A 26,963-nucleotide genomic window follows, 5' to 3' on the forward strand; every position below is an offset into this window, starting at 1 on the left:
CCATGAGAAACTTTACATACTTATTACTATTTATATTTTCGATAGTTAAACTTAACGCTCAATGTGTCGACCCTAGTAATATCTCACTTTCAGCAATTACTGAGACTACAGCAGATATTATGTGGCAAGAAAATGGTACAGCAACCTTATGGAATGTAGAAATTGTACTTGCTGGAGACCCTCAAACTGCGCCTACGGCACAAGCTATAACAAACTCATACGATTTTACAAACCTTTTATCTGGAACTTCGTATGATGTTTATGTACAGTCTGATTGTGGAACAGGAGTTTCAAACTGGGTTGGACCATTCAATTTTACAACTTTAGATTGTGTCATCAGTATACAAGGTGTTCCTCAACAGGATAGTTGTTTAGAATACTGTTTTTATGCAACTGGAGGACAATTTGGTACATTTTTCGATTTTAATTCAAACACTTTACCTACCGGTTGGAGTGCTTCTCCATTTACGGTTGGTACACCTTGTCTTGTAGATATGGTTGATAACTCTCCATATTTTTGGGCGAGTACTACAGATGCTAATGGAGTTAGACAAGTTGCTACAAATCCTTTAGATGTTTCTTTAGGAGGTATATTACAATTTTATATGCGTTTTGGTAATGATGATCCAGACCCAGGTTGTGAAGAGGTAGATTTACCAGAAGAAGGTGTAACTTTACAATATTCGTTAGATGGTGGTGTTAACTGGATTAATATGAATTACTGGCAACCATCACCGGGTACAGCGTCTCCATTATACGCTTGGAATCAATATACTGAGCCAATACCTGTAGCTGCACAATCAAATAATACGATTTTTAGATGGTATCAAGAATCTAACTCAGGTGATCAATTCGATAACTGGGGATTAGATAATATATTAGTGTCTGCAAATACTAGTGCTAGTTATAATTGGGATTTAGGCGATGGTACAAGTTCTATGGATGCTTCTCCATGTCATACATATGCTACTCCAGGAGATTATACCGTGTCATTAACTTTAGGTTCTCCTAACTGTAACAGTTCAGATACAATTACTATTACTGTTGCAGATACAGAATTACCAAATGTAGTTTGTCAAAACTTTGATTTAGTTTTAGACATCAATGGTAATGGCGTATTACAAGTTTCTGACATCGATAATGGTAGTACAGATAATTGTGGCATCCAAACTTACAGTTTATCTCAAACAAACTTTAGTTGTAATGACTTAGGTAATAATACAGTTACATTAACAGTAACAGATACTGCAAATAATGTGTCTTCATGTAATGCAACTGTTAATGTACTTCCTTTATATCAAGCACCTACTAACGTTACTGTGGTTACAACTAGTACAGACACAGCTACAATTGACTGGACACCAGTAACTGGTGAAACGGCATGGACTGTTGAAGTAGTTCCAGCTTTTACACCACCTACAGGAACAGGTACAGTTACAAGTACTATTCCTTTTGTACAAACAGGTTTATCTCCAAATACTACGTATGATGTATATATTACACCAAGTTCAACTTTTCCATGTCCAGGAACTGTAGGTCCTATACGTTTCTCTACGCCTTGTGTCACTATTGGAGTTCCATATACTGAAACTGTAGAGACACAACCTATAGGTGGAGCTAATGGAATAACGAATTGTTGGAGTGCAGATCCTACAAATTATGAGTGGTTTGTAAATTCTGGAGGAACAACATCTACAGGAACAGGACCTGATGGAGCAGCATTTGGGAATAATTATTTTTATGCTGAAGCAACTGGTGCAGCAACTGGAGATGAAGCTGTATTACTTTCTCCAGTATTCGATTTAACAACGTCTTCTAATACATTTATGCATTTTTATTATCATATGTTTGGAGGAGCTATGGGTACTCTTCATGTTGACGTATTTAATGGTACAACTTGGGATAATGACTTTTTTGTAATAACAGGGCAACAACAGACTTCAAGTTCAGAACCTTGGTTACAGCAATTTTTAGATATTGCTGCCTATGAAACGGTCAACAATTTTAGAGTACGTTTTAGAGCAGAAAGAGGTTCATCATTTACATCAGACATTGCTATTGATCAATTTGTAATTGAAAGTATCACCTGTCCTGCTCCAACAATGTTCACAGCAACAGCTATAGATGGTAATAATGTGTTACTGTCTTGGACAGATGATCCTGCTATTACACAATGGGAAATTGAAGCTGTACCAGCTGGAACACCTCCTACTGGGACAGGAATTCCTGTAACTACAAATCCATATACTTATACAGGTTTAAACCCTAATACAGAATATGATTTTTATATTAGAACTGAATGTAGTGCAACAGATTCAAGTAGTTGGGTTGGTCCAGTACCAGCAACAACCTTATGTGCTACTTTCCCTGTTCCTTATTTACATGGGGTAGAAAGTCAAACAACTGGCTCTGCAGCTGCAATTGCTGATTGTTGGAGTGCTACAGATAATCCATTTTCATGGCGAGCAAATACAGGTGGGACAACTTCAACCGGAACTGGACCTAGCGGTGCAGCTGTAGGAACACATTATTTTTATACAGAAGCAAGTAGTGGTTCTACAGGGAATATTGCTGAATTATATTCTCCAGTATTCGATTTAACCACTTTAACAGATTTGAGATTGAAATTCTACTACCATATGTTTGGTACTGCAATGGGAGAATTACACGTTGATGTGTTTGATGGAACCAACTGGGTAAATGACTTCTATGTTATTATTGGGCAACAACAAACTAGTAATGGTGCTGCTTGGGTTTTAGAAGATTTAGATCTAAATGCTTATCAGTCAGTAAATAACTTTATGGTTCGTTTTAGAGGTATTAGAGGAACTAGTTTTACTTCTGATATGGCAATAGACGAAATAGAAATTACAGGTAACTTATGTCCTCAACCTATAAACCTTATGGTTTCTAATGAAACAGCTACAAGTATAGATATTTCTTGGACAGAAGTAGGTACAGCTACCGAATGGTTGGTAGAAGCAGTACCAACAGGAACACCACCACTTGGTGCTAGTTTTGCAGTAACAGATAATCCATATACTTTTGATGGGTTGAGTCCAAATGAAACTTATGATTTTTATGTTACAGCATCTTGTAGTGTAACAGCTACTAGTGATACTTCAGGACCAGTAACAGGAAGTACTTTTATACCTTGTGATGATATTAGTTTTACATTTTGTCCAACCGATGTTACTATTGATACAGATGCTAATGCATGTTTTGGAACACCAAACTATACATTACCAACAATTTTAGATAATTGTGATAACACTAATACTACAGTTAATTTAGTTTCTGGTTTTGCACCAGATGGACAATTTCCAATTGGAACGACTTTAGTTGAATATGAAGCTACAAATAGTGCTGGGACAACAATAACCTGTTCATTTAATGTTACAGTAAATGATCCTTTTGCAGGATTACAGTTGACTTCTAATCAACCTATTGTTGCTAACCTTATTACCTTATGTAATCAAGATACAGCTAATCTTACCTTATCTGGAGGAAACTTTGATGGTACAGAAACTTATACTTGGACTAGAGATGCAACTGTTTTATCTGAGACTTCTAATACATTATCTAATGTAAATCAGTCTGGAGATTATGAAGTTACTGTTGATTTAGGAACTTGTAGTCAAGTATTTTCTGTAACTGTAGAACAATATGATGGAGATGCAAGTTTTTCTTATACAACTATAGATTGTACAACTGCTACTCCTACAATAACAGGAACTTCTGGTGGTACATTCAGTTTTGACGTTGCCCCTAGTGATAACGCTGTAATTGATATGAACACAGGAGTTGTTTCAAACGGAACTGAAGGAAATTCTTATGCTGTAACTTACACAACGCCATCTAACCCTTGTCAATCTTCAAACACAGTAACATTGACTTTATTAGATTTAGATGATGCATCTTTTGAAGTTGATGACGCATCTGTTTCGTGTGAGTCTGCAAGTATAAATATACTTTCTAATAGTAATGGTATATTTGCTATAGATAGTCCTGTAAATTCTTCAGCAATAATTAATCCTTCAACTGGAGAAATGACTAATCTTGAGGCTAATACCACATATACTATTAGTTTTACAACAAACCAAAACTGTTCTAATGTAAGCTACGAAACGTTTACTACAGATTCAAATTGCGTAATTCCTCAAGGTATATCTCCTAATAATGATGGGTTGAATGATTACTTCGACTTATCATGGATGGATGTAGATAAAATCTCAATATATAATAGATTTGGAAATGAGGTTTATATCAAAGCTAATTATAAAAAAGAATGGAATGGTAAGGATATGAATGATAATGATCTTCCTACCGGAACATATTTTTATGTAATTACTATGAACGGAAAAGATCCTGTATCAGGATGGGTTTATATAAATAGATAGATTATATTATACTATACTTAAAAAGGGCTTTCAATTCTGAAAGCCCTTTTTTTTGAATAAACTATTAATTTATTATATCACCATTTGCCCTAAATTCTACATCCATATTTTTACCTTTTTGTTTAAATTCTACATCGTAAAATTCTCCTTTGGATGCACTGGTTACATGTTCTATTTCTGTAATTTCTTCACTATCATATTTTTCTTTAATTACTTTTTTAATTGCTTTAGGTAACTCCTTGTTTTTTATAGAGTTTTCTGTTTCAATCCATTTGCCTTCAGGGCTAAAATCGGCTCTGTATTTTTCTCCTTTTTTTTTGAAGTGTGCTTCATAGTTTCCATTGGCATCTAATTCAAAGTCAGGATCATTTTCATTCGGATATTTAGCTTTAAACGCTTCTTGTACGGCTTGAGGTGCTTGACCTTTAGCTTGATTGCAATTAAATAAAACGATTAAAATTCCTATAAAAAATAAATATTTAAGATGTTTCATAATGAGATTTATATTTTGGTTCGTAATCTGTATATCCTTCTGCTCCTGCACTATAAAACAAATCTTGTTTCGGTGGTGTAAGAGGATCTTTATGTATTAATTTTTGAATTAAATCTGCATTTGATATAAAAGGTCTTCCAATATATGCCAAATCAAAACCATCGGTTAAGACATTTTCTGCTTTTTCTAAACTATCAATATCTCCTCCAGTTATAACTGTACCTGTAAAAGTCCCTTTAATAGTTTTTCTAATTTCGGTTTTAAACTCTGGTGCACCCATAGAGCGTCTATGATCTACAATATGAATGTAAGAAATTCCAATTTTTTTCAGTTCTAAAGCTAAATAAGTATATAATTCTACAATGTCTTTATAATCAGATTGTAAATCATTCATTTCACCATAAGGTGAGACGCGAATACCTACTTTATTAGCACCAACAACAGCAACAACTTTTTTAACCGTTTCTAGTACAAAACGAGCTCTATTTTCAAAATTCCCTCCATAAATATCTTCTCTTATATTCGATTTTGGATTTAAAAATTGATCTAGTAAATAACCATTTGCAGCATGCAACTCTACTCCATCTGCACCGGCTTCAAAAATTAATTGTTTTGATGCATTTACAAATTCTCGTTGCGCAACCACAATATCTATTAGGCTCATTTCTTGAGGTGTTTCATGTGGTTGTAAGCCCTTTGTATCTGTATACATTTCTCCATCGGCACGAACAGCACTCGCAGATAATGTTACACCAGCTTTTGGAAGATTTTCTTTTGCAGTTATTCTTCCGCAATGCATTAATTGAACGAAGAATTTACCGTCGTTTTGATGGACTTCAGAAATTATTTGTTTCCAACCCTCAATTTGAATTGGTGTAAAAGCCCCAGGTATTCGTGGATAGCCCAAACCATTTACAGAAGGCGAAGTACCTTCAGAAATAATTAAACCAGCATCGCTTCTTTGCGCATAGTAAGTTTTCATCAAATCATTAGGAATATTATTCAGGGCACGACTTCGTGTCATAGGTGCCATAACAATTCGGTTTTTTAAATGAATTCCGTTAAGATTATAAGTTTCTAGAATTTTCATGTTAGTTTTTCTTTTAAATCTATCATTTTTAAATTCTTTTTAAAACCAATTTAACTAACATTAGCTTTCTATTAAGATACTTTTAAGAATAGTAAAATCTGTTAAGATATCTTTAATTAGCGTATATTTAATAAACTAAAGTTTAGTTTTGAGTTATAATAAAAAGCTAACCCGAAAATGAATAAGTATCTTATTGTCATTTTTATGACATCTTGTTTTTTTGCTTCTGCTCAAAAAAAAGATAATACAACTATCAAATCCCTAATTAACTCTTATAAAAAAGATCCTAGAGGTCCTTACAATCGTATTAAATGGTTTTGTGATGATGGTACAGAGCGAGAACCAAAAGATCCTTGTCCTGATAAAATTGGAGGCATTCAGCATGCCGATTACAAAACTTCTTTGTTAGATTTAAGAAACCATAATCACCTCTTTTTTGGTGATATATTGGCGGCAGAAAGTGTAACATCCTTTTTAGATAAGAGCCATAATTTTAGTCACTTAAAACAATATCAACTTAATAAATACCTTTTTAGTGTAGACGATGGTTGGGTTTTACGTCGCGCGCAATATTATCGTGGTGCAATACAAAGTGAAGATGAAGAAGAATGGGGAAAAGACTTTTTCTTAGATATTTTAAAGGATGATGTATTGTTAAATACCAAATTTTATTTAATACGTCAGGCTTTAAAGGATATTCCTCATAATGGAGACGATAATACAGCGCAGTTAATGCGAAGCCAATCCAAACAATTATCGGAAGAATTTCCGAAATTTATGGATATTAGAATTAAAATTCATGGGCAACCTTCAAAATCGGACATTACTTTAGTTGAGAATTATGTTGCTAAAAATAAAAGCGATTTAGATGCAGCGTCTCAAAGAGATTTTAATGAGTTAATAAAAACAATGAATACTTTTTTTGCGCCTATTGATTTAGCCCGTTTAAAAAGTGATTTAAATCAGGTCAAGTCAAAAAATGAAACCTATCATCTTTTAAATAAGTTTTTTAGTAATTCAGAGACTGAGATGACTACAGATTATTTAGTTTCAGAAATTTCTAATTTACTATATCAAATCAAACAAAATATCACAACGTTTAATTCTAGTAGCGATCGTTTACTTATACTTGATATTAGCAATCAATTAGAAAAAACCTTGTTAATAGAGGCTCAAAATTTAAAAACTACTAACCTACTCGATTTAGTTTATAAAATTAATTATTTAAGTTGTGCTAGTGTTGGAACCGGTCTTTTGGAAAACTGGGAATTTTCAGAAATTCAAAATAAGATAGTTGAACCCATCTTCGAGAAAGATTTATCTGTAGCCTCTTTAAATGATTTCTTAAATACGACAAGAAGTATTGTTGAATGGTCAAGTGCGATGCCAAAAGCAAATTATTTGGATGTCGTAAACACTTATAATGAGTTTGAGCCTTTAGCTTATGGATTTATAGACGATAAGGTACGAAGCAGTATTGCTCTTAGTTTAGGAGATGCGGTAAGCACTCTTGGAAACTTTGTAGCTAAAGAAAGTAATATAAACAACAATATAGAGGCTTTAGACAATCAGAGTAGCGTTAGAGGTTTAAACCCTGGATATGCTATGGGGAAATTAGTGGTTGTAGATGGCAATCCGGACGATGTAGAAGTAAATTCTAGTCACATTTATATTTTTGAGCGTCCACCTGGCGATTTAAAACCTGTAGCTGGTATTATGACTGTTTCTGAAGGAAATTTGGTGTCTCATGTTCAACTTTTGGCTAGAAATTTAGGAATACCTAATGCTGCATTATCCTACAACGATTTAAAATCGTTAAAAAAACTAGATGGTGAAACAATATTTTATGCAGTATCTAATAAAGGTAGTGTTATTTTAAAAGAAGCAGATGATATGTCTTCTTCAGAGGAAGATCTTTTTAATAAAACAGAACGTTCAAAAAATGTTATAGAAGTTCCTGTAGATAAAATTCGTTTAGATGTTAATAAAGTAATTAATATGCGAGAGGTTAACGCGTCCGATTCTGGTAAACTTTGTGGACCTAAGGCAGCCAACTTAGGAGCATTAAAACAAATGTTTCCAGAGAAAGTTGTGGAAGGTTTAATTATTCCTTTTGGGATATTCAGAGATCATATGAATCAATGTTTAGATGCTGAAAATAGTGTTAGCTATTGGGATTATTTAAGCAATGTATTTGCTACTGCAAATCGAATGAAAAAGAATGATACATCAGATTATGAAATTGAAGCCTATCAATTAGAAGCTTTATCCTATTTAAAAGATGCTATTATTAATATGCCTTTAGACGAGGAATTTGTAAACCAAATGACGTCTCAATTCAAATCAGTTTTTAAAAGCGATTTAGGTAATACACCAGTTTTTTTAAGAAGTGATACCAATATGGAAGATTTAAAAGAATTTACAGGAGCTGGTTTAAATTTAACCTTATTTAATATTTTAGATAAAAAAGAAATTTTAAGAGGTATTAAACGTGTTTGGGCGTCTCCTTATACAGAGCGTAGTTTTAAATGGAGACAGAAATATTTAAGTAACCCTGAAAATGTGTTTCCGTCTATTTTAATTATCCCAAGTGTAGATGTAGATTATTCTGGTGTAATGATTACCAAAGGTATCAATTCTGGAAATGACGATGATTTAACAGTTGCTTTTAGTCTTGGGGCTGGTGGTGCTGTAGATGGTCAAAGTGCAGAAACCAGATTAATTACAGAAGATAATAACATATTATTAGCACCTGCACGTCAAGCAGACTATATCCGACTACCAAATTCTGGAGGAACTCAAACCTATGCTACAACCTTTAATGCTCCAATTTTAAATGAAAAGAATATAAACTCTATTAGAGAACTAGCTTCTACCATAAGAAAAAATATGAGTGATGAGCAAGCTTATGATGTTGAATTTGGATTTAAAAATGATAAATTATGGTTATTTCAAATTAGACCTTTTGTAGAAAACAAACAAGCAAAAAGCTCGGAATACTTAAGCTCAATTACTCCTAAAATTGATTCAAACAAACAAATCAACCTTAAAACAAAATTAAACTAATGAAAACAGTATTATATACCACAATAGCCCTATTAACAAGTCTATCTTTAAGTCTGTTCTACCCTATAGACGGTTACGAAACTACTGGGATAAAACGATTATATCAAATTAAAAAAATGCAGGATGAAGGTAAAAAATATACCCGTATCCCTTTTGGAGCTTATAAAAAGTTAGAGGATATAAAGCTTAATCTTTTAAATGTAAAAACAGATAGTATTGAAGATTTATTAAAAGAAGATAAAGAGTTTGTTAGACAAATTAACCAATTAGTTCCAAACTCAGGATATTCAGTATCTGTAATGGATATTACAAATCCCGATAAATTGCGTTATGCAGCTTCAAGAGAAAATGTAGGTTACCAACCTGGTAGTGTTGGTAAAATTGCAGTTCTAAATGCTGTTTTTACCGAGCTAGAAAAAATTTGTCCGGATTGGGATGAGCGTACTATGTATTTAAGAGATATTAAAGTGTCTTCAAGATATTGGGGAACCGGAGATCACCACACAATCCCTGTATATGATATTGAAAAAGATAAATTAGTTAAACGTCAAGTGGTGGCGTCTGATGTGTTTTCTTTATATGAATGGTTAGACCACATGGTGTCTGTTAGTAATAATGGTGCAGCTAGTGTAATGTATAGAGAAGCTATGTTAATGCGAGCATTTGGTGCTGATTATTTTAATTTAAATGAAGAGAAAGCAGAAGCTTTTTTTAAGAATACCAAAAGAGATTCTTTAACCAATTTAGCAAATATCGTGGTTAATGAGCCTCTACGAAAATTAGGAATTACTGAAGATGAATGGCGTTTAGGAGGCTTGTTTACAAGACCTGCAGGGAAATATGTTGGTCGTAAAGGCGGAAGTATTGGTACTCCTAAAGGTTTAATGAAATGGTTAGTAAAATTAGAACAAGGTAAAGTTGTAGACGAAAAGTCGAGCTTAGAGATGAAACGTTTATTATATATTACAGACCGTAGAATACGTTATGCGGCTTCACCTCGATTAGATAGTGCAGCAGTTTACTTTAAGTCAGGTAGTTTCTATAAGTGCGACCGTAAGAAAAATCCAAACTGTAAAAGTTATGCTGGTAATGTCTTTAATTATATGAATTCTGTAATTATCGTAGAACATCCCAACAACACTAAATATATAGTATGTTTAATGTCTAATGTTTTAAATAAAAATTCTGCAGGTGCACATATGTATATGGCCAGTAAAATAGACGATTTAATTAATGCAGATAATAAACCTAAAGAAGAAGTTAAATTAGACGAGAATTATAAGGATGCAGATGATGAAGGCGATGATTAAGTTCTTGTAGTTCCTGTAATTTTATTTAAAGCTTGAAAGGCTAAATATTTTACGTCACTATTTTTATGCTTTAATAAAGGCTTAATAATAGTGGCGTATTTTTTTTCATTTAAATAATACACTAAATTTATGACCTCTAATTTTAATCGTTTACCTCTACTCTTCACCAATAATTTTAGGTAGGCTTTTTCTGAAAGTGTTCTTAATTTTAAGTTTGTTTTATCCTCTTCATCTTTAACAACATAATATTCTAAAAGCGGAAAAATATTAGTTTTTAATTGATTTTGTAAAAGATTATCTAAAAACTCTAAAGCATTAATTTTAGCTTCTTTAATATCGCTTAAAATTCCGTGATAACTCATTTCAATATCCGATGAATTATATAAAATACTTAGCAATTTAAAAATGCACTTTAAACTATGTAATTCCTGTTCTTTTAAAATATCTAAAATACCCTGGCGCGCAATTAATATTTCAGTAGAAACGTCCGTAGTATTAGCATCGGTATTACTTTGCTCTAATGTAAGCTGCAAAGCAGCAATAATACTTAAGGTGTTTTTATAAAATTGACATTCTCTTAGTAGTGCAGATTTTATAACACGTTTATTAATATACAAATCTGGTGCTTTTTCTCTCAATTTACTAAGCGCAACAACAGTTTGAACTCTTATACTTACATCTTTCTGTTTTAATAACTTATAAAGTAATTTGATAGAACTTTGACTCTTAAAGGATTGTATTAATTTTGGAATATTCTTCTTAATATCATCATCCAGATTTTCAATCTCTTTAATCATTAAAAGATTTTCAGCAATAGCAAGGCCATAGTTTTTTAAAGCTTTAATAGCTATTTTTCGGTGTGGTTTTTCTTTTAAAAATTGTAGTAAACTTGAAATAAATTGTTCATCCTTTGTTATACCAGCTGCTTTTATGGCATGATTAACAATATAAGGGTCCTTGTTATTAAAGTGAACAGAAATAAAAGAGTAAAATTTTGTAATTCCAGAGTAGGAAATCGTAATTAAAAGTTCTGCAATAGATTCTTTTCTAGTAAATCCTTCTGGTGTAGATAATTCTTTAACCTTTTCTCCTATTCTTTTTTCTAAATTATAGTAGTTGGCTAAAGAATAATTATTTTTAGCATCTTTTGCTAAACAGAGTAAAATTGCATTTGCTAAATAATCATTTTCATGATTTAAGTAACGATTAAAAATATTCTTATCATCTTTATAAGTATGATGTAATAAGTATTCTAAAACGGAATAAATTAGTGCATCATCATTAATTTGCAACAGCGCCTCTACTTCTTTGAGAGCTGTATTCTTTTCGTAATTATAAAGTTGATGAATTGCTGCTTTTTTAACCCGATTTGAAGGATGCTTAAGTAGACTTATAATGGAAGTCTTTAGAGCTTTTAATTTAACTGTATTAATACGATTCAATAACACCAATATATCCTCTTCATCACCAGAATTTATAATGTTTTGGGCTGTTAGGATGGTGGTTTCTTTTTTTATTTTAAATCGTTTATCAGAATCTGATTTAATTAATGTTTGCTTAATATTCTCTCTGAATGAGTTATAATAAGCTTCACGAAGTTTAAAAATTAAAACTATCCATATTAATACAAATAATAAGATAATTACAGTAATGTAACTGGTTGGTAAATTCAATTTTCTAATTAAAAATATTAAAAGAAAACCTGCAATTCCGGTCGCTACACTATCTACTGCTACATCTATAAATGATTTTGCTTGATTTTTAACCGCCAATGAAATAGGCATAATAGAAAGCTCAAAAGCGGCTTTATTTAAGGATTGTTTAAAACTACCATCCAACCCCTTTATAATAACTAAAACCCAAAGCTCTGGAAATGTTAAAAAAAGTAAACTCCCCAAAGCAATACCTATAGGTAGAAACAGTAAAGTTGTAGAAACTCCAAATTTGGTAAGTACTCTATTGGTTAGCAAAAGTTGTATACTTAATGCAATAACATTAAAGGTCGAAAACCAAAACCCAAAAAACGACGCTAAACTATCGGAGTCTCTAAAAGATCTGTTAGCAAAATCACTAAACTGAAAATCTACTAATTTGGCAACAATTACACTAATTCCTGTAATTAATGCTAAATACGTTAAATGTTTAGACTTTAAGATAAGATGAAGTGCAGAGTCACTAACATTTGAAGCGTTACTTTTATGAGTTTTCCTATCGTAAATACTTAGCTTCCTTAATCTTAGTTTATATATTTTACGAAGGATAGGAATATTAATTAAAATTAAAACAGACGCCAATAACATAACGGCTTTATTACCATAGCTTGCGGCGATAATACTAGTTAAATACCCTCCAAAAATACCACCAGCTATAGCACCTGCACCTATAAATCCAAATAAACGCTTAGCTTCTCTGGTATTAAATACCATATTGGCAAACATCCAAAATTGAGAGGTGGCAATTACAGCAAATAGAGATACAAATAAGTAATAAAAATATAATACAAAATGGTTTATAATATTAAATTGAAGTAAAACGCTTAATACTAAAAATATCAAACTAAAAATGAGAAGTGCATAAATAGCAACCTTAACAAGTGTATTATTTTTTAAAATTTTATTATAAAAATAGGTTGTAAGCACAGCAACTAGTGCAACAAGCAAATATGCATAGGGCAAATTATCTGCCCCTAATTGGTTTAAAAACAAAGCGTTAACTGTAGGTTTAACAATTAACAAAACAGTAATGATAATAAAAATATATAACTGCATTAAAAAAGAGATGGCGATTTCGCCATCTCTTAATCCAAATGTTTTATAAAGAATGTTTTTTAACAAATCTAGAAGTGATAATTATTTTATCAAAATACGAGATTTTTTTAAGACTCTATCTAAAGGTTTTACTAAATTTCTTATAATTTGTTCACCATTAGCATCATCTACTAAAGCAACAATAACATATTTTCTGTCTGGACCCCAAACTAATGCAGAGTCTGAATGATAGTTTTTCCAAGAACCAGATTTTCTATAAACATCTGCAGCTGGTGCAATTTGGTCTAAAGTATTTACAAATTTGTGGTGTAAATCAGGGTCCTTCATAATTTTAAGCATTTCTTTAGAACGCTTATCATTAATTAAGTTTCCAATAGCTAACTGATAATAAAAACTACAAACCTGTTTGGTTGTGGCTGCATGACTTAATCCTTTCATTGGATCTGGATAACGTGCTCCGCTTGCTGCATAGCGCTTTCCAACCCAAAGTCCTCCTCCAACTTCTTCATCATAAAGCTTATGTTTAGGAGCTCTAAGTACAGATTCTATTTTTTTATAACCAACTCGATCAATCATACGTGTAGTTGCCTGATTGTTAGATTTACTAATCATTAAACGCATGTCTTGTCTAATGTTTTTAGTGTCTTTCAGTTCACCTTTGTCAATAGCATCCATAGCTGCTAATAACACTGCGATTTTAGGTAAACTTGCAGCATACATCATATGTTCATCATTAATACCAGCATACTTAATATCGTTTTCATTACTTAAATCAACTATACCAAGAGACAATTTTTTTCTAGAAATTAAAGCTTTCCAAACTGGATTTTTATAAATTTCTTGGTCTAATAATGCTTGTAAACCTCTATCTTGCAGATCCGAAATTGGAATTGGCGAAACAGAATTTACACATGGTAGTTCGTTTTGACTATTTGTAATATTTGAGAACAATAAAGTAGCAAATAGTAGGCTAAATACATTAAGTTTGAAGGTCATAAATTTGATTTCGGAAAAAATTAATTTATTTGTTTTGATAATGGTTTTATTTTTTAGATTAATAGCTTTTTTAGAAGGATTATCCTATCTGTTATTGGTTGCGGCAGCAATATATAAACGTACTCATGGTAATGAATATTTTGTAAAACTGTTAGGTATGCCGCATGGTATTTTATTTGTTTTATACATTATATTTGCAATTGTTCTAAAACCTCACTATAAATGGGATTCAAAAACTTTAGGTATTGTTCTAATTGCATCAGTATTACCATTTGGAACGTTTTATATAGAAAAAAAGTATCTGTAACACTTAATTTCTTTACTAATTTAGTCGTAACAAAAGGATTTACCTTACAAAATAACTGAGCAAATTTAATTTAAAAAACAATACAAAAACATTTTTTGAATAAATTTAACTATTTGCACCTTAGAAGGTTAAGCTTTTAGATTTATAGTTTTGATTCTAATCGATCTTTTACAAATTCAACTCTGGTTTTTCCGTGTGGTTTTGGAACACCATTTTCATCTACATTAACCATAATTATTTGGTCTACAGTAATTATAGTTTCTCGGGTCATTTTATTTCTAACCTCACACTTTAATGTTAAAGAGGTTTTTCCAAATTTAATTACTTCTATCCCAATTTCTACAATGTCACCTTGTTTAGCCGAACTCATAAAATTAATTTCGGACATAAATTTTGTGACCACTCTAGAATGATCAAATTGAATTATAGTATAAAGCGCAGCTTCCTCATCTATCCAAGCTAAAAGTCGGCCACCAAATAAAGTACCACTTGGATTTAAATCTTCTGGTTTTACCCATTTTCTGGTATGAAATCTCATATTTATTAGTATTTGTAACAAAAATACGTTTTCATAACTTGTTTATAACTCTATTAAAAGATAATTTATCTATAACAAAATAGACCATTTTTATATTTAATTTTAGTAAAAACATATTGTTATGGAAAATAGAAACCCTAAAATTTTGAGTTTACGACCATTAATTTTAAATGCAAAAGTTAATGACCAAATGAAAGCGGAAGAACAATTCCAAAATGCTACATTACGACCAATTATTAAATTTCAAAATGATTTAATTCTTGAAGTGTTTCGAAATTATGTAAAAAAACACAAAAATGTATTTTATGAAAAAACGCTTGAGAATAGACTGAAATATATCGATACAGCAATAACTAAAGATATCAAGTTTAGAAATGCGTTAAAAGGTATGGTTATAGGCCACTTTACATTAAGTGAATATAAGGAGTATATAAAAAATTCTTCAGCCTTAAATAAACGCATGATGAATTTGGTTAAGCAACGTTTACAAGATCAAATTCAATTATTAGAAATGCCCTTAGTGGATTTATAAATAAAAAAAAGCCTCAATACATAACATTGAGGCTTTTTTTATTTGTGTTTAATTATTTTTTATTGCCAAAAATATCTAATTCAATAACATTTTTGCCTAATTTTTTAATGTCTTCAAATTGAGTCGCTTTATCTCCAACGACCACATAAATCATATCTTTTTCATTTAGATACTTATTAATTACGTTTTTATAATCTGATAAACTCATATTAACTAACTCATTTTGCTTTTTAACTAAAAAATCATCTGGCTTATTATACTTGGTAATTTCTTGTAACATTCCAATCTTAGCTCCAAGACTTTCATAAGCTCGGGTTTGACTTTTTAAAACTTTGTTTTTAGTTAATTCTACTTCTGTATCAGAAAAATTTTCAGCATAATTAGACAGCATGTCTTTAATAATTTCTAATGATTTTAACGTTGCATTAGCTCTTACACTGGTTCTTACAGTAAATGTTGCAACTTCTTTAGTCGTTCCAATTGAAGAATAAGCACCATAGGTATATCCTTTACCAATTCTTAGAGTCTGAAATAATTGACCGCTAGACCCGCCACCAATAATTTCATTAGCAAAACCTAATTTATTAGCATCTTCATTAGTCTCAGACAAAGCTAACTTACCAATATATAAAACCGATTGTTTAGCATCTGGAACATCTATAAAATATAAAGTGTTTGCTTTGTCTTGTTCAGGCACTTTAAAGTTTTGGATGTCTTTAACTGGATTTTTCCAATCATTTAATACAGAAATGGCATCTAAAGTTTGAGATTTGCCAATTGCTCCTGCCACATGAAAGTGAGCATTTTTAGGAGATAACTGTGTGTAATAGGTTTTTAAGTCCTCCATATTAATACGTCCAGTAGTTTCCAAAGTTCCTGAAGAAGGAATCCCAAAAGGATGATTTGTTCCGTATAATAACGTATTGAAATTTGAAGCTGCAATAAAACTAGGGTTGGCTTCTCTACCTTTAATACTAGTTTCTAAAGCTAATTTTAAACGTGAGTATTCTTTTTCATCCCAGCGTGGCTCTAAAATAATTTCTTTAACCAGCGCCATAGTTTCTTTAAAGTTCTTAGTCAAACAAGATCCCGTAATATGAAAATCTTCATTTGTGGTGTACATTCCTATAGATGCTCCTAATAAACCTATAGCCTCTTCTAAATCCGCTGGGCTTTTAGTTTTGGTACCTTGCATTAATAAATCGCTTAATAAGCTAGAAACTCCAGATTTATCTAATGGCTCCATAAATTGACCACCAGGAATTGTAATATCAAATTGCACTAATGGAACTTCATTATTTTCTATACCAACAACTTTAATTCCGTTATCTAACTGACCCTTCCAAAGTTCTGGAGTATTAAATAGTGGTAATTCTCCAAAATCTGGCTCACTCCTATCAAACTTGCTAGGTGTTTTTTCATATACCGCTTCTTCTCCCTGACTCACTTCTTCATTAGCAACATCTTTTTTAACTTCTTCAATCCAAACACTTGCCTCTTTAGCATCTGTTATTGCTAAATCAAGTTGTCCTTTAGGCACCACGCTTGTCATGACGTATTTTTTATTTTTTAAATACTTATTATAAACGCGCATCACATCTTCCGCAGTCACATCATTTGTAAACTTTGCTTTTTGTGTAATGTAACTTGGTTCTCCAATAAATTCATTATCCTGAACCAATTGAAACGCTTTATTTAGCACAGTACTAACGCCACGATATAAATTTGTTTCTTGTTCCGCCTTTATACGTTTTAAATCTTTTTCATTAACCCCATTATTTTCAAAACGCTCTAGACCTTTATTGATAGCTACTTTTACACTATCTAAATCTACATTTTCATTGGCACGAACTCTAAAGACAAATTCACCTGCAAGTTCACTACTATTGTTATAACTACTAATATTAGGAGCTAATTTTTCTTCTTCTACAATAACATTATATAAAGGAGCTTTTTTACTACCAGACAATAATTGACCTAGAATACTTAAAGCATAACTGTCTTTATGATAGTTTTCTACTGTTGGATACACCATTCTTAACTCTGGAAGTTTAGCAAAATTATCTTCAAAGTACAGAGATTTGTTATTTATAAGTGTTACAGGCTTAGGGTTTAGAGGTTTTACTGCTGGACCACTTGGAATTTCCCCAAACCACTTTTTTACTAATTTTTTTGTTTCGGCAATATCAATATCTCCTGCAATAACTAACGAAGCATTACTTGCACCATAATATTGCTTATAAAATGTTTTGACATCTTCCAATGTAGCTGCCTGTAAATCTGGCAAAGATCCAATAACCGTCCAACTGTATGGATGACCTTCTGGATATAGGTTTTTTCTTATAATTTCATCGGTATAACCATAAGCTGCGTTATCTACACGTTGACGTTTTTCATTTTTCACCACTTGTTTTTCACGTTCTAAAGCAGCTTCAGTTACCGTATTTAACATATATCCAAAACGATCTGAATCAATCCATAAAATTTTCTCGAACGCATCCTTAGGTACAACTTCATAATATACGGTATAGTCATTAGACGTTCCACCGTTTCTGCTTCCACCCCACTCTGGAATCATTTTTCTGTTAGCTCCAACAGGTGTATTTTCAGAATCATTAAAACTCATATGCTCAAAAAAGTGAGCAAAGCCAGTTTTTCCAGGTTCTTCTCGATTAGAACCTACATGCATTAAAGTGGCTACAGCTACAATAGGATCACTTTTATCCACATGAAGGATGACTTCTAGACCGTTATCTAAGGTAAATTTTTCATAATCTATTTTAAACTCTGTTTCAGTTTCTGCGGTTGTTTCGCTCATAGTTTTGTTTTGGTTATTTGTACATGATAAAATGGCCAAAAATACTAGTGCAGTCGATATTTTTTTATACATCATATAAATTTATTTTAGTGTTATAAAGTTATCATTTTAAGATTTAATAATTAACATTATATAATTTTTAACATCTGTTTTACTCACGATTACACAAATAAACCATACATTTGAAACGTTCATTTCAAATAAAAATGCCAAAACAAGAAGTTTTTAATAGAGAGTTAGTATTGCAGCAGGCTAGTAATGTATTCCATCATAAAGGATACAATGCAACGTCTATGCAGGACTTAGTAGATGCAACTGGTTTAAATAGATCGAGCATTTATAATTCTTTTGACAGTAAACTAAAGTTATATTTAGAATGTTTAAACAGTTACCAGACTAAGTATCAAAATATAATGCATAGTATTCTTATTAAGGCTGAAAACCCATTTAATGCTATAGCTTTAATTTTTAAAAAATATGTAGAAGAAATTATAGCTGACAAAGACAGGAAAGGTTGTTTAATAACAAATTGTAAGTCGGAAATGGCTAATCAAGATGTAACAGTAAATTATTTTTTACATAACAACCAGAAAGAGACTTTAGCCTTGTTTGAAGATTTGGTAAAAAAGGGACAAGAAGAACAGCTTATAAATACTAATAAGCATCCAAAAGCTTATGGCATGTATTTATTTTCTAGTATTCAAGGACTTAGAATGACTGGTATTTTAAATCAAAATGAACACGAATTAATGGAGTTAGTGCACATAACTCTAGACACATTAAAATAATTTTTTTTAACGACATTTGAAACGATTGTTTCAAATAAAAAACAAGATGTATGAAATTACAAAACAAAGTAGCCGTTATTACAGGCGCAAATAGCGGTATTGGTTTAGCAACTGCTAAATTATTTTTAAAAGAAGGCGCAAAAGTTGTCATAACAGGTAGAAGACAAAAAGCACTAGACGACGCAGCAAAAGATTTAAAAGGCGATTTTATTACTGTTTTGGGAGATGTAGCAAACACCGAAGACAATCATAAAATTATAATTGAGACCGTGAATAAATACGGAAAAATTGATGTTTTATTTTTAAATGCTGGAATTGCTCCACCAACATCAACAACCGATATTGACGAGAGTCATTATAATGAGATATTCGATATTAATGTAAAAGGACCAATTTTAACCGTACAAAAAGCATTACCTCATTTAAATGATGGCGGCTCAATATTATTTACAAATTCTATTGTTCACCAAAAAGGATTTGATAATTTAGGGGTTTATTCCGCTAGTAAAGGCGCATTAAGAGCTTATGCACGTGTATTAACTTCGGAAGTAAAGGATCGAAAAATACGTGTAAATTCTTTAGCTCCTGGTCCAATTGATACACCATTGTATGGTAAAATGGGATTACCAGAAGAGCAAGTTGAAGAAATGGGTAAAGGATTTGCTGCGCAAGTGCCTTTAAAACGCTTTGGAACCTCTGAAGAAGTTGCTAAAACAGCATTATTTTTAAGCTCTGAAGATGCCTCATATATAAATGGCGTAGAAATAGAAATTGATGGTGGTTTAAGCCAAGTTTAATGCTATAAAAAAAGGGTTGTAATTAAACAACCCTTTTTTTTATATTAAAATTTCTCCATTTAAATTAGTGGTTAATACATCGCTCATATAATCGAAAAATGGACGTATGGTTTTAAAATTCTGACTCACTTGAGTTTCAAAATTTTTAGATAAGACTTCTTTATCTGTAAGCTTTTTTGTAAAAATGAACTGTTTCTTGCGGATTAAGTCAATTGCTTTATGTTGTTTATCAAAATCTCTTGGTGCGGTTTTAAGCTCATCACCTTCCATTTCACCCCAAACAGATTTAAACGCATTGATATTTAAAATATCGCGAATTTCTTGGTCATCCATTTCAAATTCTTTACGTATACGCAATAAGTCTTCTTTGTTTGGATCCCAAAATCCTGCAGCAATAAATGATTTGTTTTTTGGTTGAATATGAACATAATATCCGCCACGTAATTGCGGCTTCCTGCGATGGAAACTACCAGAAAAGTGAGTTTTATATGGTAATTTGTTTTTAGAAAAACGTACATCTCTATAAATTCTGAAAATTTTAGAATTATCAAGGTCATCGTGCGTTTTCATTAAACTTTCTAAATATTGAAAACGTTCTTTAAATTGAAGTTGTACTTTCTTAAATTCAGGTTTGTTTTTTTCAAACCAATCTCTATCATTATTATTTTCTAGTTTAATTAGAAACTCTAAAACGTCTTTCATGCAATATATTTTTATAAAAATAAAAAAAGCTCCACAAAGTGAAGCTTTTTAAAGTAATTAATTAGATTAATTATTTTACTGAAGTTACGTACTCAATTTCCACAACATCATCATTTGTTTTATCATAATACTTTACAACAAAATTTCCTTCAGCATTAAAATATCCAACTCCTGAATAATTATCTGTAGTTATTAGATAATTGTTAGAATTATTTAACTGTATAGCTCTACCAGATCTAAAAACATTGTTTTTATCATCCATATTACTTACAGTAAATCCTTTATCATCATTGGTGAAGTTATAGTAATGATTATCATAAGAATAATACACAACTGTATTTTCTTCGTCATAAAACGGATCCCAATCATTATTAATTGAAACTGTTTTAGTCACTTTTGTAGGATTTTTTTCTCTATTTAATTTTCCTGTTTTCTTCTCAAAAGTAATTGGAGTTTCTTTTTTTACTTTTGTTTTGACTTCTTCTTTCATTACTTTTCCATCTTTCTTAACGTAAGAGGTTGTAACGGTTTCAGTTTCTTCCACATCTACATTTGCAGCCTTTTTCTCTTGAGCTACTGCAAGACTTGTAAGCATAATAGCTAATACACTAATTTTTAACGTTTTCATAATTTATTTAATTTAAGGTTAGTAATAATTTTTATTTAAGTTTTGAGCCTTTAAGACTCAATTGTTCGCTTGTTTTTTTAGACCAAGCATTTAACATCCAACTTGACTTCTCTAATTCTCTAATATAAGCTCCAATTAAATCGATAGTTCCTTCATCTCCACAACTATCTGCCTTTTTAACAACGTTAGACATTTGTTGTAATATTTTTTTGTGATCATCCATTAACGTGGTAATCATATCTGCATCAGAAATTAAAGGAGAAGATTCTTTAACCGATGACATTTTTAGATAATCTGAAAAATTACTTACGGGATGATGTCTAAGTGTTAATATACGTTCGGCGATTTCATCAATTTTAATTTTAGCATCATTATACATGTTTTCAAAAAGTTCATGTAAATCGAAAAAATTATGACCTAAAACATTCCAATGAAAACTTCTAAGCTTTTGGTAGTATACACTGTAATCTGCTAAAAGTGTATTTAATTCAGTAATTGTTGGTAATAATTTTTCGTCTTTAATGTTAAGGTAACTCATATATTTAAAGTTGTTTTTTAGTTATTTATAAACTAAAATTACAACTATAAAACCCTATGGTTGATAAGATTAACAACCTTTAACCAAAACAAAAAAAAATTAAGTTAAATTAAGTTAAAAATGGCTAATCAAATGTAATAGACTTTAAAATTAGCCCAGATGCAGGAGCTATATATTGCATATTGTATGGATAAGATTCATTCAAACTTTCTTCTATTTCAGCTAAAGTTCTTTTACCTTGTCCTAATTCTAATAATGTCCCCATCATTAGCCGTATTTGATTTCTCATAAATCCCTGACCTTTAACTTTGAAGATGTAAGATTTTTCAGGGAAAAAACTAGCAGTATAATCTGTATTTAATACTATTTCAGAAGACATAATCTCTCTTTGATACACACCATTTTCCTTTGGTTTATAACAATAGGCTTTAAAATAATGGTCTCCAGTAAATAACTGTGCGCCTTTTATCATTACATCTATATCCAAATCGCCTAAAATGGTTGTCATTATAGGAGCGCAAAATGGATGGCATTTTTCTCCATATGTAAACAGATAATTATATTCTTTTACTTTAGAGTTTTGAATAATATTAAAATCAGCATCAACCTGATACATACTTAAAGCTCTAATATCCTGAGGCAAGTTTAAATTGAAGAGTGCTAAAAAAGCTTCAATATCATTAATGGGTTCGTAAATAAATAATTCCATTGCCGTTTCTTCGGCACTCACCATAGCATCGGTTCTACCAGAAATTAAAGTTTTAAATTTCTTTCCTTCTAAGATGTAATTAAAAGTCCTGTCAACCATAAGGTGCAAGGTTTTAACATTAGGTTGTTTTTGCCAACCATGAAACCTATACCCCAAATATTGAAGCCTGATTACGTAGAAATATTTTTTTTCGAATACCATATAAAAGGCAATTAACTTAATTTATTAGTTTAAACAAAATTTTATACCTTGTATCGCTAATAAACAGTATATATTTTATAAAATTATGACAGGATTTTCTAAGCAAAAACCACCATTTTGGTACTGGATTTTTGCAGTTATCGGATTGGCTTGGAACCTTTTAGGTGTTAACCAATATTTACAACAGGCCTTTAAAACCGAGTATTTAAAAGAAATGTATCCGGACCCAACTATTTTAGAAATGGTTTACAATACGCCAAACTGGGTTATGGCTGCATTTGCTGTTTCTGTTTTTTTTGGATTATTAGGAACCATTTTATTATTAGCACGAAAGAAGTTTTCAAAAATCTTACTCCTAATTTCTTTTGTTGCAGTGTTAGTACAAATGACGTATCAAATCTTCTTTAGCGGCTCTATTGAGTATTATGGACCTTTAGGTTTAATATTACCCGTAACAGTTATTCTTATTAGTTTTGCATTAGTACGTTTGGCTAGAAAAGGAATTAAACATCGTTGGTTAAACTAAGCTTTAAATTTATTTAAATTACAAAAGACACTACTCTTTATGGCATTAACAACTCTTGATTGGGCAATAATTATCTTTTTTTTAGCATTGTTTGCCTTTATTGGTGTTTATGTATCAAAACAAGCAGGAACCGATAGTAAATCGTTTTTTCTATCTGGACGAAATATGCCTTGGTGGTTATTAGGTGTAAGTATGGTTGCTACAACATTTGCTGCCGATACACCTGGACTAGTAACTCAATTAGTAAGACAAAATGGTGTTTCTGGAAACTGGGTTTGGTGGGCTATGTTATTAACGGGTATGTTAACCGTATTCTTCTATGCTAAATTGTGGCGTAAAAGTGGTATTACAACCGATTTAGAATTCTATGAGCTACGCTATAGTGGTAAACTAGCTGGTTATTTACGCGGGTTTCGTGCCATTTATCTAGGAGTCATCTTTAATGTAATAACTATGGCAGGTGTTTGTTTAGCAGGTGCAAAAATAGCAAACATTCTTTTAGGAATTTCTCAAACTGAAATGCTTATTTATTCCTCTATAATAGTTGTATTTTATTCAGCTTTTGGTGGGTTAAAAGGTGTTTTAATTACCGATTTTATACAATTTACTATCGCTATGATAGGAAGTGTTTGGGCAACCATTTACATTATAAATCTTCCAGAAATTGGAGGAACCACTAACTTATTAGCTCATGTAAATGTAGCTGATAAATTAGCCTTTTTTCCAGATTTTAGTAATACTCAAGCATTAATTACATTATTAATAATTCCTCTAGCGGTACAATGGTGGAGTACTTGGTATCCAGGAGCAGAACCTGGTGGTGGTGGTTACATAGCGCAACGTATGTTAGCTGCAAAAGATGAAAAGCACGCTACTTGGGCAACGTTGTTTTTTAATGTAGCACACTACGCTATTCGTCCATTTCCTTGGATTTTAGTTGGTTTAGCCTCTTTAATTATTTTTCCGAATTTAGAAAGTATAAATCAAACATTCCCAAATTTAACTGCAACTATGCAGGGCGAAGATGTGGCTTATGCTGCTATGATGACTTATTTACCATCTGGTTTGTTGGGTATTGTGTTACTCTCGCTTATAGCTGCATTTATGAGTACAATTTCTACGCAATTAAACTGGGGAAGTTCTTACATTGTAAACGATTTTTATAAACGCTTTTTAAAACCAGAAGCATCAGATAAGGATCAGGTTTTAGTGGGTCGGATTTCTACTATCGTTTTAATGGTTCTAGCTGCTTTATTGTCTTTTACGTTACAATCGGCTGGAGAAGTTTTAAATTTATTACTTCAAATTGGTGCAGGAACAGGTTTATTATACATTTTAAGATGGTTTTGGCACAGAATAAATCCTTGGAGTGAGATTACTGCTATGGTAGTCTCTTTTATAATTGCTGTGTTCTTTTTTGTTAACGGGAAATTAGACACGCCTATTATAGAACTTGCCGGACATTGGCAGTTAGTTTCAGGCGTTATAATTACCACATTTAGCTGGATTATTGTGACTTTACTAACTCAGCCGTCCGATAAAAATACTTTAGAAACTTTTAACCAGTTAATATTTGGAGAAGACTCAAAATTTAAAGGTTTTGGTAGCAAAATAATAGGTTTCTTCTGTGGCGTTTTTGGTGTATATAGTTTACTTTTTAGTATAGGAAAATTTATTTATGGCGAACATCTTATCGCTTCAGCTTTACTTCTATTTTCTGCTATTTGCGGATATGTTATTTCAAGAATTTTGAAATAATTACTGATTAATTTAGCATGCAGATAAATTTATTAAAAAAAACAGTTCTATTTGTGCTAGGTTTTGGTGTGTTTTTATACTTCATAAAACTATCTAACGAAGCACATTTAGAAAGTACCATTTTATTTACTATTGGTAGTTTATTTATTTTTTTAGGTTTAAGACTTCAAAAAGATAATGATGACGTTATAAAACATGGGATAAAAACTAAAGCGCAAGTCGTCAATTTTATTAAAGATTTTTATGTTACAAGAAAAGGGAGAATGGAGATTTGTTATTATCCAATCATAAAATTCAAAAACAAAAATCAAATAGAGATTACTAAAAAATTAGAATATCATATTTCCCAGGAATATATGAATCAATTTATAAAAATCATTTATCTGAAAAGAGGTGACCATTATGAGATTACAGTAGATAAGAAAAATAAGTCATTTACATTTTATCATATCTTTTACATAGTGGGCATACTATTTATAAGTATTGCCTTTTTTATATATCTTTAAATTAAAACCTATTTTTTCTCTCTTCCTTTTAAAATATTAACGACATTTTCCAACTTAAATCCTTTAGCTTGAAGTAGCATTAGATAATGAAACAATAAATCGGCACTTTCATTTAAAAATAATTCGTCGTCATTATCCATAGCTTCAATAACCACTTCTACTGCTTCCTCTCCTACTTTTTGAGCCACTTTATTTATGCCTGAAGCAAATAGTGAAGCCACATAAGATTTTTCAGCATTTCCTGCTTTTACACGACTTTCAATCGTATGTTCTAATTTAGAAATAAAACCAAAATTTTCAGCGTTAGCTTCTGCCCAACAGGTGTCAGTTCCTTTATGACAGGTTGGTCCTACAGGATTTACTTGTATTAAAAGCGTATCATTATCGCAATCTAATTTTATATCTACAAGATTTAAAAAGTTACCACTTTCTTCACCTTTAGTCCACAATCTGTTTTTAGTTCGGCTGTAAAAGGTTACTTTTTTAGTGTCTTTTGTGACTTTTAAAGCTTCTTCGTTCATGTAACCTAACATCAACACGTTTTTAGTTGTAGTGTCTTGAATGATTACTGGTACTAATCCGTCGCTATTTTTATTAAAATCTATGTTCATAATAGTTATTAGTCTTTAGTTTATAGTCGTTAGACTGTTTTTGTTTGGTCGAGAGCTATTTTACTAATGTAAACCTCTCGACTGCGTTTGAGAAGACATTTATATTTACAAACGCACCGGAATATTCTCCTTTTTTAAAGCTTCTTTTAAATCTAAAATCGGTATTTCACCAAAATGAAATACACTTGCAGCCAAAGCAGCGTCACTTTTTCCAATTTTAAATGTATCTATAAAATGCTGAATGGTTCCTGCGCCACCAGACGCAATGATAGGAATATTAAGTTCTTCCGAAAGTTTAGCTAAAGCTTCGTTTGCAAAACCATCTTTAGTTCCATCGTTATCCATAGAGGTAAACAGAATTTCTCCTGCGCCACGTTGCTCTACTTCTTTTGCCCAATCGAATAAATTAAGTTCTGTTGGAATAGTTCCTCCTGCTAAATGCACCATCCAATTTCCATTGATGTTTTTAGCATCTATAGCCACCACCACACACTGACTACCAAACTTATTAGCCAATTCGTTAATTAATTCTGGTCGTTTTACTGCGGAAGAATTTATAGACACTTTATCTGCTCCAGATTGTAAAAGTACATCAACATCTGCAATGCTTGAAATACCTCCACCAACTGTAAACGGAATATTTACCTGTTCTGCTACTTTAAGAACCATTTCTATCCTGGTTTTTCTGCCTTCTAATGTTGCTGAAATGTCTAAAAACACCAATTCATCTGCACCTTTTAAAGCATATTGCTTAGCCAATTCTACTGGATCTCCTGCATCTCGTAAATCGACAAAGTTGACACCTTTTACAGTACGTCCATTTTTAATATCTAAGCAAGGTATAATTCGTTTTGTAAGCATACTTTATAGCTTTTGGCTTA

Annotated in this window: 22 protein-coding genes; 10 read left to right on the forward strand and 12 right to left on the reverse strand. The window is 31.5% G+C overall.

All coding sequences use genetic code 11. The features are described from left to right. Positions 1–2: 2 nt before the first annotated feature. Positions 3–4,400: a fibronectin type III domain-containing protein gene (locus C7H52_RS07830; protein ID WP_106463347.1), complete on the forward strand. Its 4,398-nt coding sequence runs from the start codon at positions 3–5 to the stop codon at positions 4,398–4,400. Positions 4,401–4,464: 64 nt separating this feature from the next. On the opposite strand, the gene C7H52_RS07835 is transcribed toward C7H52_RS07830, so the two are convergent. Further along, positions 4,465–4,893, reverse strand: a complete 429-nt coding sequence (locus C7H52_RS07835; RefSeq protein WP_106463348.1) for a PepSY-like domain-containing protein — start codon at positions 4,891–4,893, stop codon at positions 4,465–4,467. Continuing rightward, a complete protein-coding gene (locus tag C7H52_RS07840) occupies positions 4,880–5,983 on the reverse strand; it encodes an alkene reductase (RefSeq protein WP_106463349.1) in 1,104 nt (367 codons plus the stop codon). Before C7H52_RS07840 ends, C7H52_RS07835 begins: the two co-directional genes overlap by 14 nt. A 177-nt stretch (positions 5,984–6,160) precedes the next feature. On the opposite strand from C7H52_RS07840, the gene C7H52_RS07845 reads away from it, so the two are divergent. Then, the gene (locus C7H52_RS07845; protein ID WP_106463350.1) at positions 6,161–9,049 is read left to right on the forward strand and encodes a PEP/pyruvate-binding domain-containing protein; all 2,889 of its coding nucleotides are present in this window, start codon (positions 6,161–6,163) and stop codon (positions 9,047–9,049) included. Then, entirely contained in the window at positions 9,049–10,359 is a 1,311-nt protein-coding gene (locus tag C7H52_RS07850; protein WP_106463351.1) for a serine hydrolase, read from the forward strand. Before C7H52_RS07845 ends, C7H52_RS07850 begins: the two co-directional genes overlap by 1 nt. Here C7H52_RS07850 and C7H52_RS07855 read toward each other — a convergent pair. Together C7H52_RS07855 and C7H52_RS07860 are read right to left on the reverse strand one after the other, a co-directional pair. Further along, positions 10,356–13,193, reverse strand: coding sequence for an NTP/NDP exchange transporter (locus C7H52_RS07855; protein ID WP_106463352.1), 2,838 nt, complete (start codon positions 13,191–13,193; stop codon positions 10,356–10,358). The genes C7H52_RS07850 and C7H52_RS07855 overlap by 4 nt on opposite strands. Before the next feature lie 15 nt (positions 13,194–13,208). Next, positions 13,209–14,123, reverse strand: coding sequence for a serine hydrolase (locus C7H52_RS07860; RefSeq protein ID WP_106463353.1), 915 nt, complete (start codon positions 14,121–14,123; stop codon positions 13,209–13,211). 40 nt (positions 14,124–14,163) lie between these two features. Between C7H52_RS07860 and C7H52_RS07865 the strand changes: the two genes are divergently transcribed. Next, on the forward strand, positions 14,164–14,430 hold the full coding sequence (locus tag C7H52_RS07865; RefSeq protein WP_106463354.1) for a DUF3817 domain-containing protein: 267 nt from the start codon (positions 14,164–14,166) through the stop codon (positions 14,428–14,430). 142 nt (positions 14,431–14,572) lie between these two features. Here C7H52_RS07865 and C7H52_RS07870 read toward each other — a convergent pair whose 3' ends face one another. Beyond that, the gene (locus C7H52_RS07870; protein ID WP_106463355.1) at positions 14,573–14,968 is read right to left on the reverse strand and encodes an acyl-CoA thioesterase; all 396 of its coding nucleotides are present in this window, start codon (positions 14,966–14,968) and stop codon (positions 14,573–14,575) included. A 121-nt stretch (positions 14,969–15,089) separates the two neighbouring features. Between C7H52_RS07870 and C7H52_RS07875 the strand changes: the two genes are divergently transcribed. Further along, a complete protein-coding gene (locus tag C7H52_RS07875) occupies positions 15,090–15,500 on the forward strand; it encodes a glyoxalase (RefSeq protein ID WP_106463356.1) in 411 nt (136 codons plus the stop codon). Between the two features lie 52 nt (positions 15,501–15,552). On the opposite strand, the gene C7H52_RS07880 is transcribed toward C7H52_RS07875, so the two are convergent. After that, positions 15,553–18,318, reverse strand: a complete 2,766-nt coding sequence (locus tag C7H52_RS07880; RefSeq protein WP_245918583.1) for a M16 family metallopeptidase — start codon at positions 18,316–18,318, stop codon at positions 15,553–15,555. Between the two features lie 182 nt (positions 18,319–18,500). On the opposite strand from C7H52_RS07880, the gene C7H52_RS07885 reads away from it, so the two are divergent. Both C7H52_RS07885 and C7H52_RS07890 read left to right on the forward strand, forming a co-directional pair. After that, positions 18,501–19,106 carry a TetR/AcrR family transcriptional regulator gene (locus C7H52_RS07885; RefSeq protein ID WP_146130025.1) on the forward strand — a complete coding sequence of 202 codons (606 nt, stop codon included), beginning with the start codon at positions 18,501–18,503 and terminating at the stop codon, positions 19,104–19,106. Between the two features lie 50 nt (positions 19,107–19,156). Beyond that, the gene (locus tag C7H52_RS07890) at positions 19,157–19,903 is read left to right on the forward strand and encodes an SDR family NAD(P)-dependent oxidoreductase (RefSeq protein WP_106463359.1); all 747 of its coding nucleotides are present in this window, start codon (positions 19,157–19,159) and stop codon (positions 19,901–19,903) included. A gap of 39 nt (positions 19,904–19,942) precedes the next feature. Here C7H52_RS07890 and C7H52_RS07895 read toward each other — a convergent pair whose 3' ends face one another. From C7H52_RS07895 to C7H52_RS07910, 4 genes are all read right to left on the reverse strand, one after another. Beyond that, entirely contained in the window at positions 19,943–20,605 is a 663-nt protein-coding gene (locus C7H52_RS07895; RefSeq protein ID WP_106463360.1) for a DUF2461 domain-containing protein, read from the reverse strand. 70 nt (positions 20,606–20,675) lie between these two features. Then, entirely contained in the window at positions 20,676–21,233 is a 558-nt protein-coding gene (locus tag C7H52_RS07900; RefSeq protein ID WP_106463361.1) for a hypothetical protein, read from the reverse strand. A 31-nt stretch (positions 21,234–21,264) separates the two neighbouring features. After that, positions 21,265–21,771 (reverse strand): Dps family protein, encoded by a 507-nt coding sequence (locus C7H52_RS07905; protein WP_106463362.1) that lies wholly within the window; start codon positions 21,769–21,771, stop codon positions 21,265–21,267. A 124-nt stretch (positions 21,772–21,895) separates the two neighbouring features. Beyond that, the gene (locus C7H52_RS07910; RefSeq protein WP_106463363.1) at positions 21,896–22,681 is read right to left on the reverse strand and encodes a tRNA pseudouridine synthase A; all 786 of its coding nucleotides are present in this window, start codon (positions 22,679–22,681) and stop codon (positions 21,896–21,898) included. Positions 22,682–22,766: 85 nt separating this feature from the next. Here C7H52_RS07910 and C7H52_RS07915 point away from each other — a divergent pair, with 85 nt between their 5' ends. From C7H52_RS07915 to C7H52_RS07925, 3 genes are read left to right on the forward strand one after another with little or no spacing between them, the layout of a single operon-like run. Next, a complete protein-coding gene (locus C7H52_RS07915; protein ID WP_106463364.1) occupies positions 22,767–23,207 on the forward strand; it encodes a hypothetical protein in 441 nt (146 codons plus the stop codon). Positions 23,208–23,246: 39 nt separating this feature from the next. Then, the gene (locus C7H52_RS07920) at positions 23,247–24,965 is read left to right on the forward strand and encodes a sodium:solute symporter family protein (RefSeq protein ID WP_106463365.1); all 1,719 of its coding nucleotides are present in this window, start codon (positions 23,247–23,249) and stop codon (positions 24,963–24,965) included. A gap of 17 nt (positions 24,966–24,982) precedes the next feature. Further along, the gene (locus C7H52_RS07925) at positions 24,983–25,471 is read left to right on the forward strand and encodes a hypothetical protein (protein ID WP_106463366.1); all 489 of its coding nucleotides are present in this window, start codon (positions 24,983–24,985) and stop codon (positions 25,469–25,471) included. Positions 25,472–25,479: 8 nt separating this feature from the next. Here the strand turns inward: C7H52_RS07925 and hisIE are convergent, their stop codons facing one another. Together hisIE and hisF are read right to left on the reverse strand one after the other, a co-directional pair. After that, complete coding sequence (gene hisIE, locus C7H52_RS07930; protein WP_106463367.1) at positions 25,480–26,082, reverse strand: bifunctional phosphoribosyl-AMP cyclohydrolase/phosphoribosyl-ATP diphosphatase HisIE; 603 nt, start codon at positions 26,080–26,082, stop codon at positions 25,480–25,482. 105 nt (positions 26,083–26,187) lie between these two features. After that, on the reverse strand, positions 26,188–26,943 hold the full coding sequence (gene hisF / locus C7H52_RS07935; protein WP_106463368.1) for an imidazole glycerol phosphate synthase subunit HisF: 756 nt from the start codon (positions 26,941–26,943) through the stop codon (positions 26,188–26,190). Positions 26,944–26,963: the final 20 nt, after the last annotated feature.

It is taken from the genome of Aurantibacter aestuarii, assembly GCF_003008425.1.
Lineage (GTDB): Bacteria > Bacteroidota > Bacteroidia > Flavobacteriales > Flavobacteriaceae > Aurantibacter > Aurantibacter aestuarii.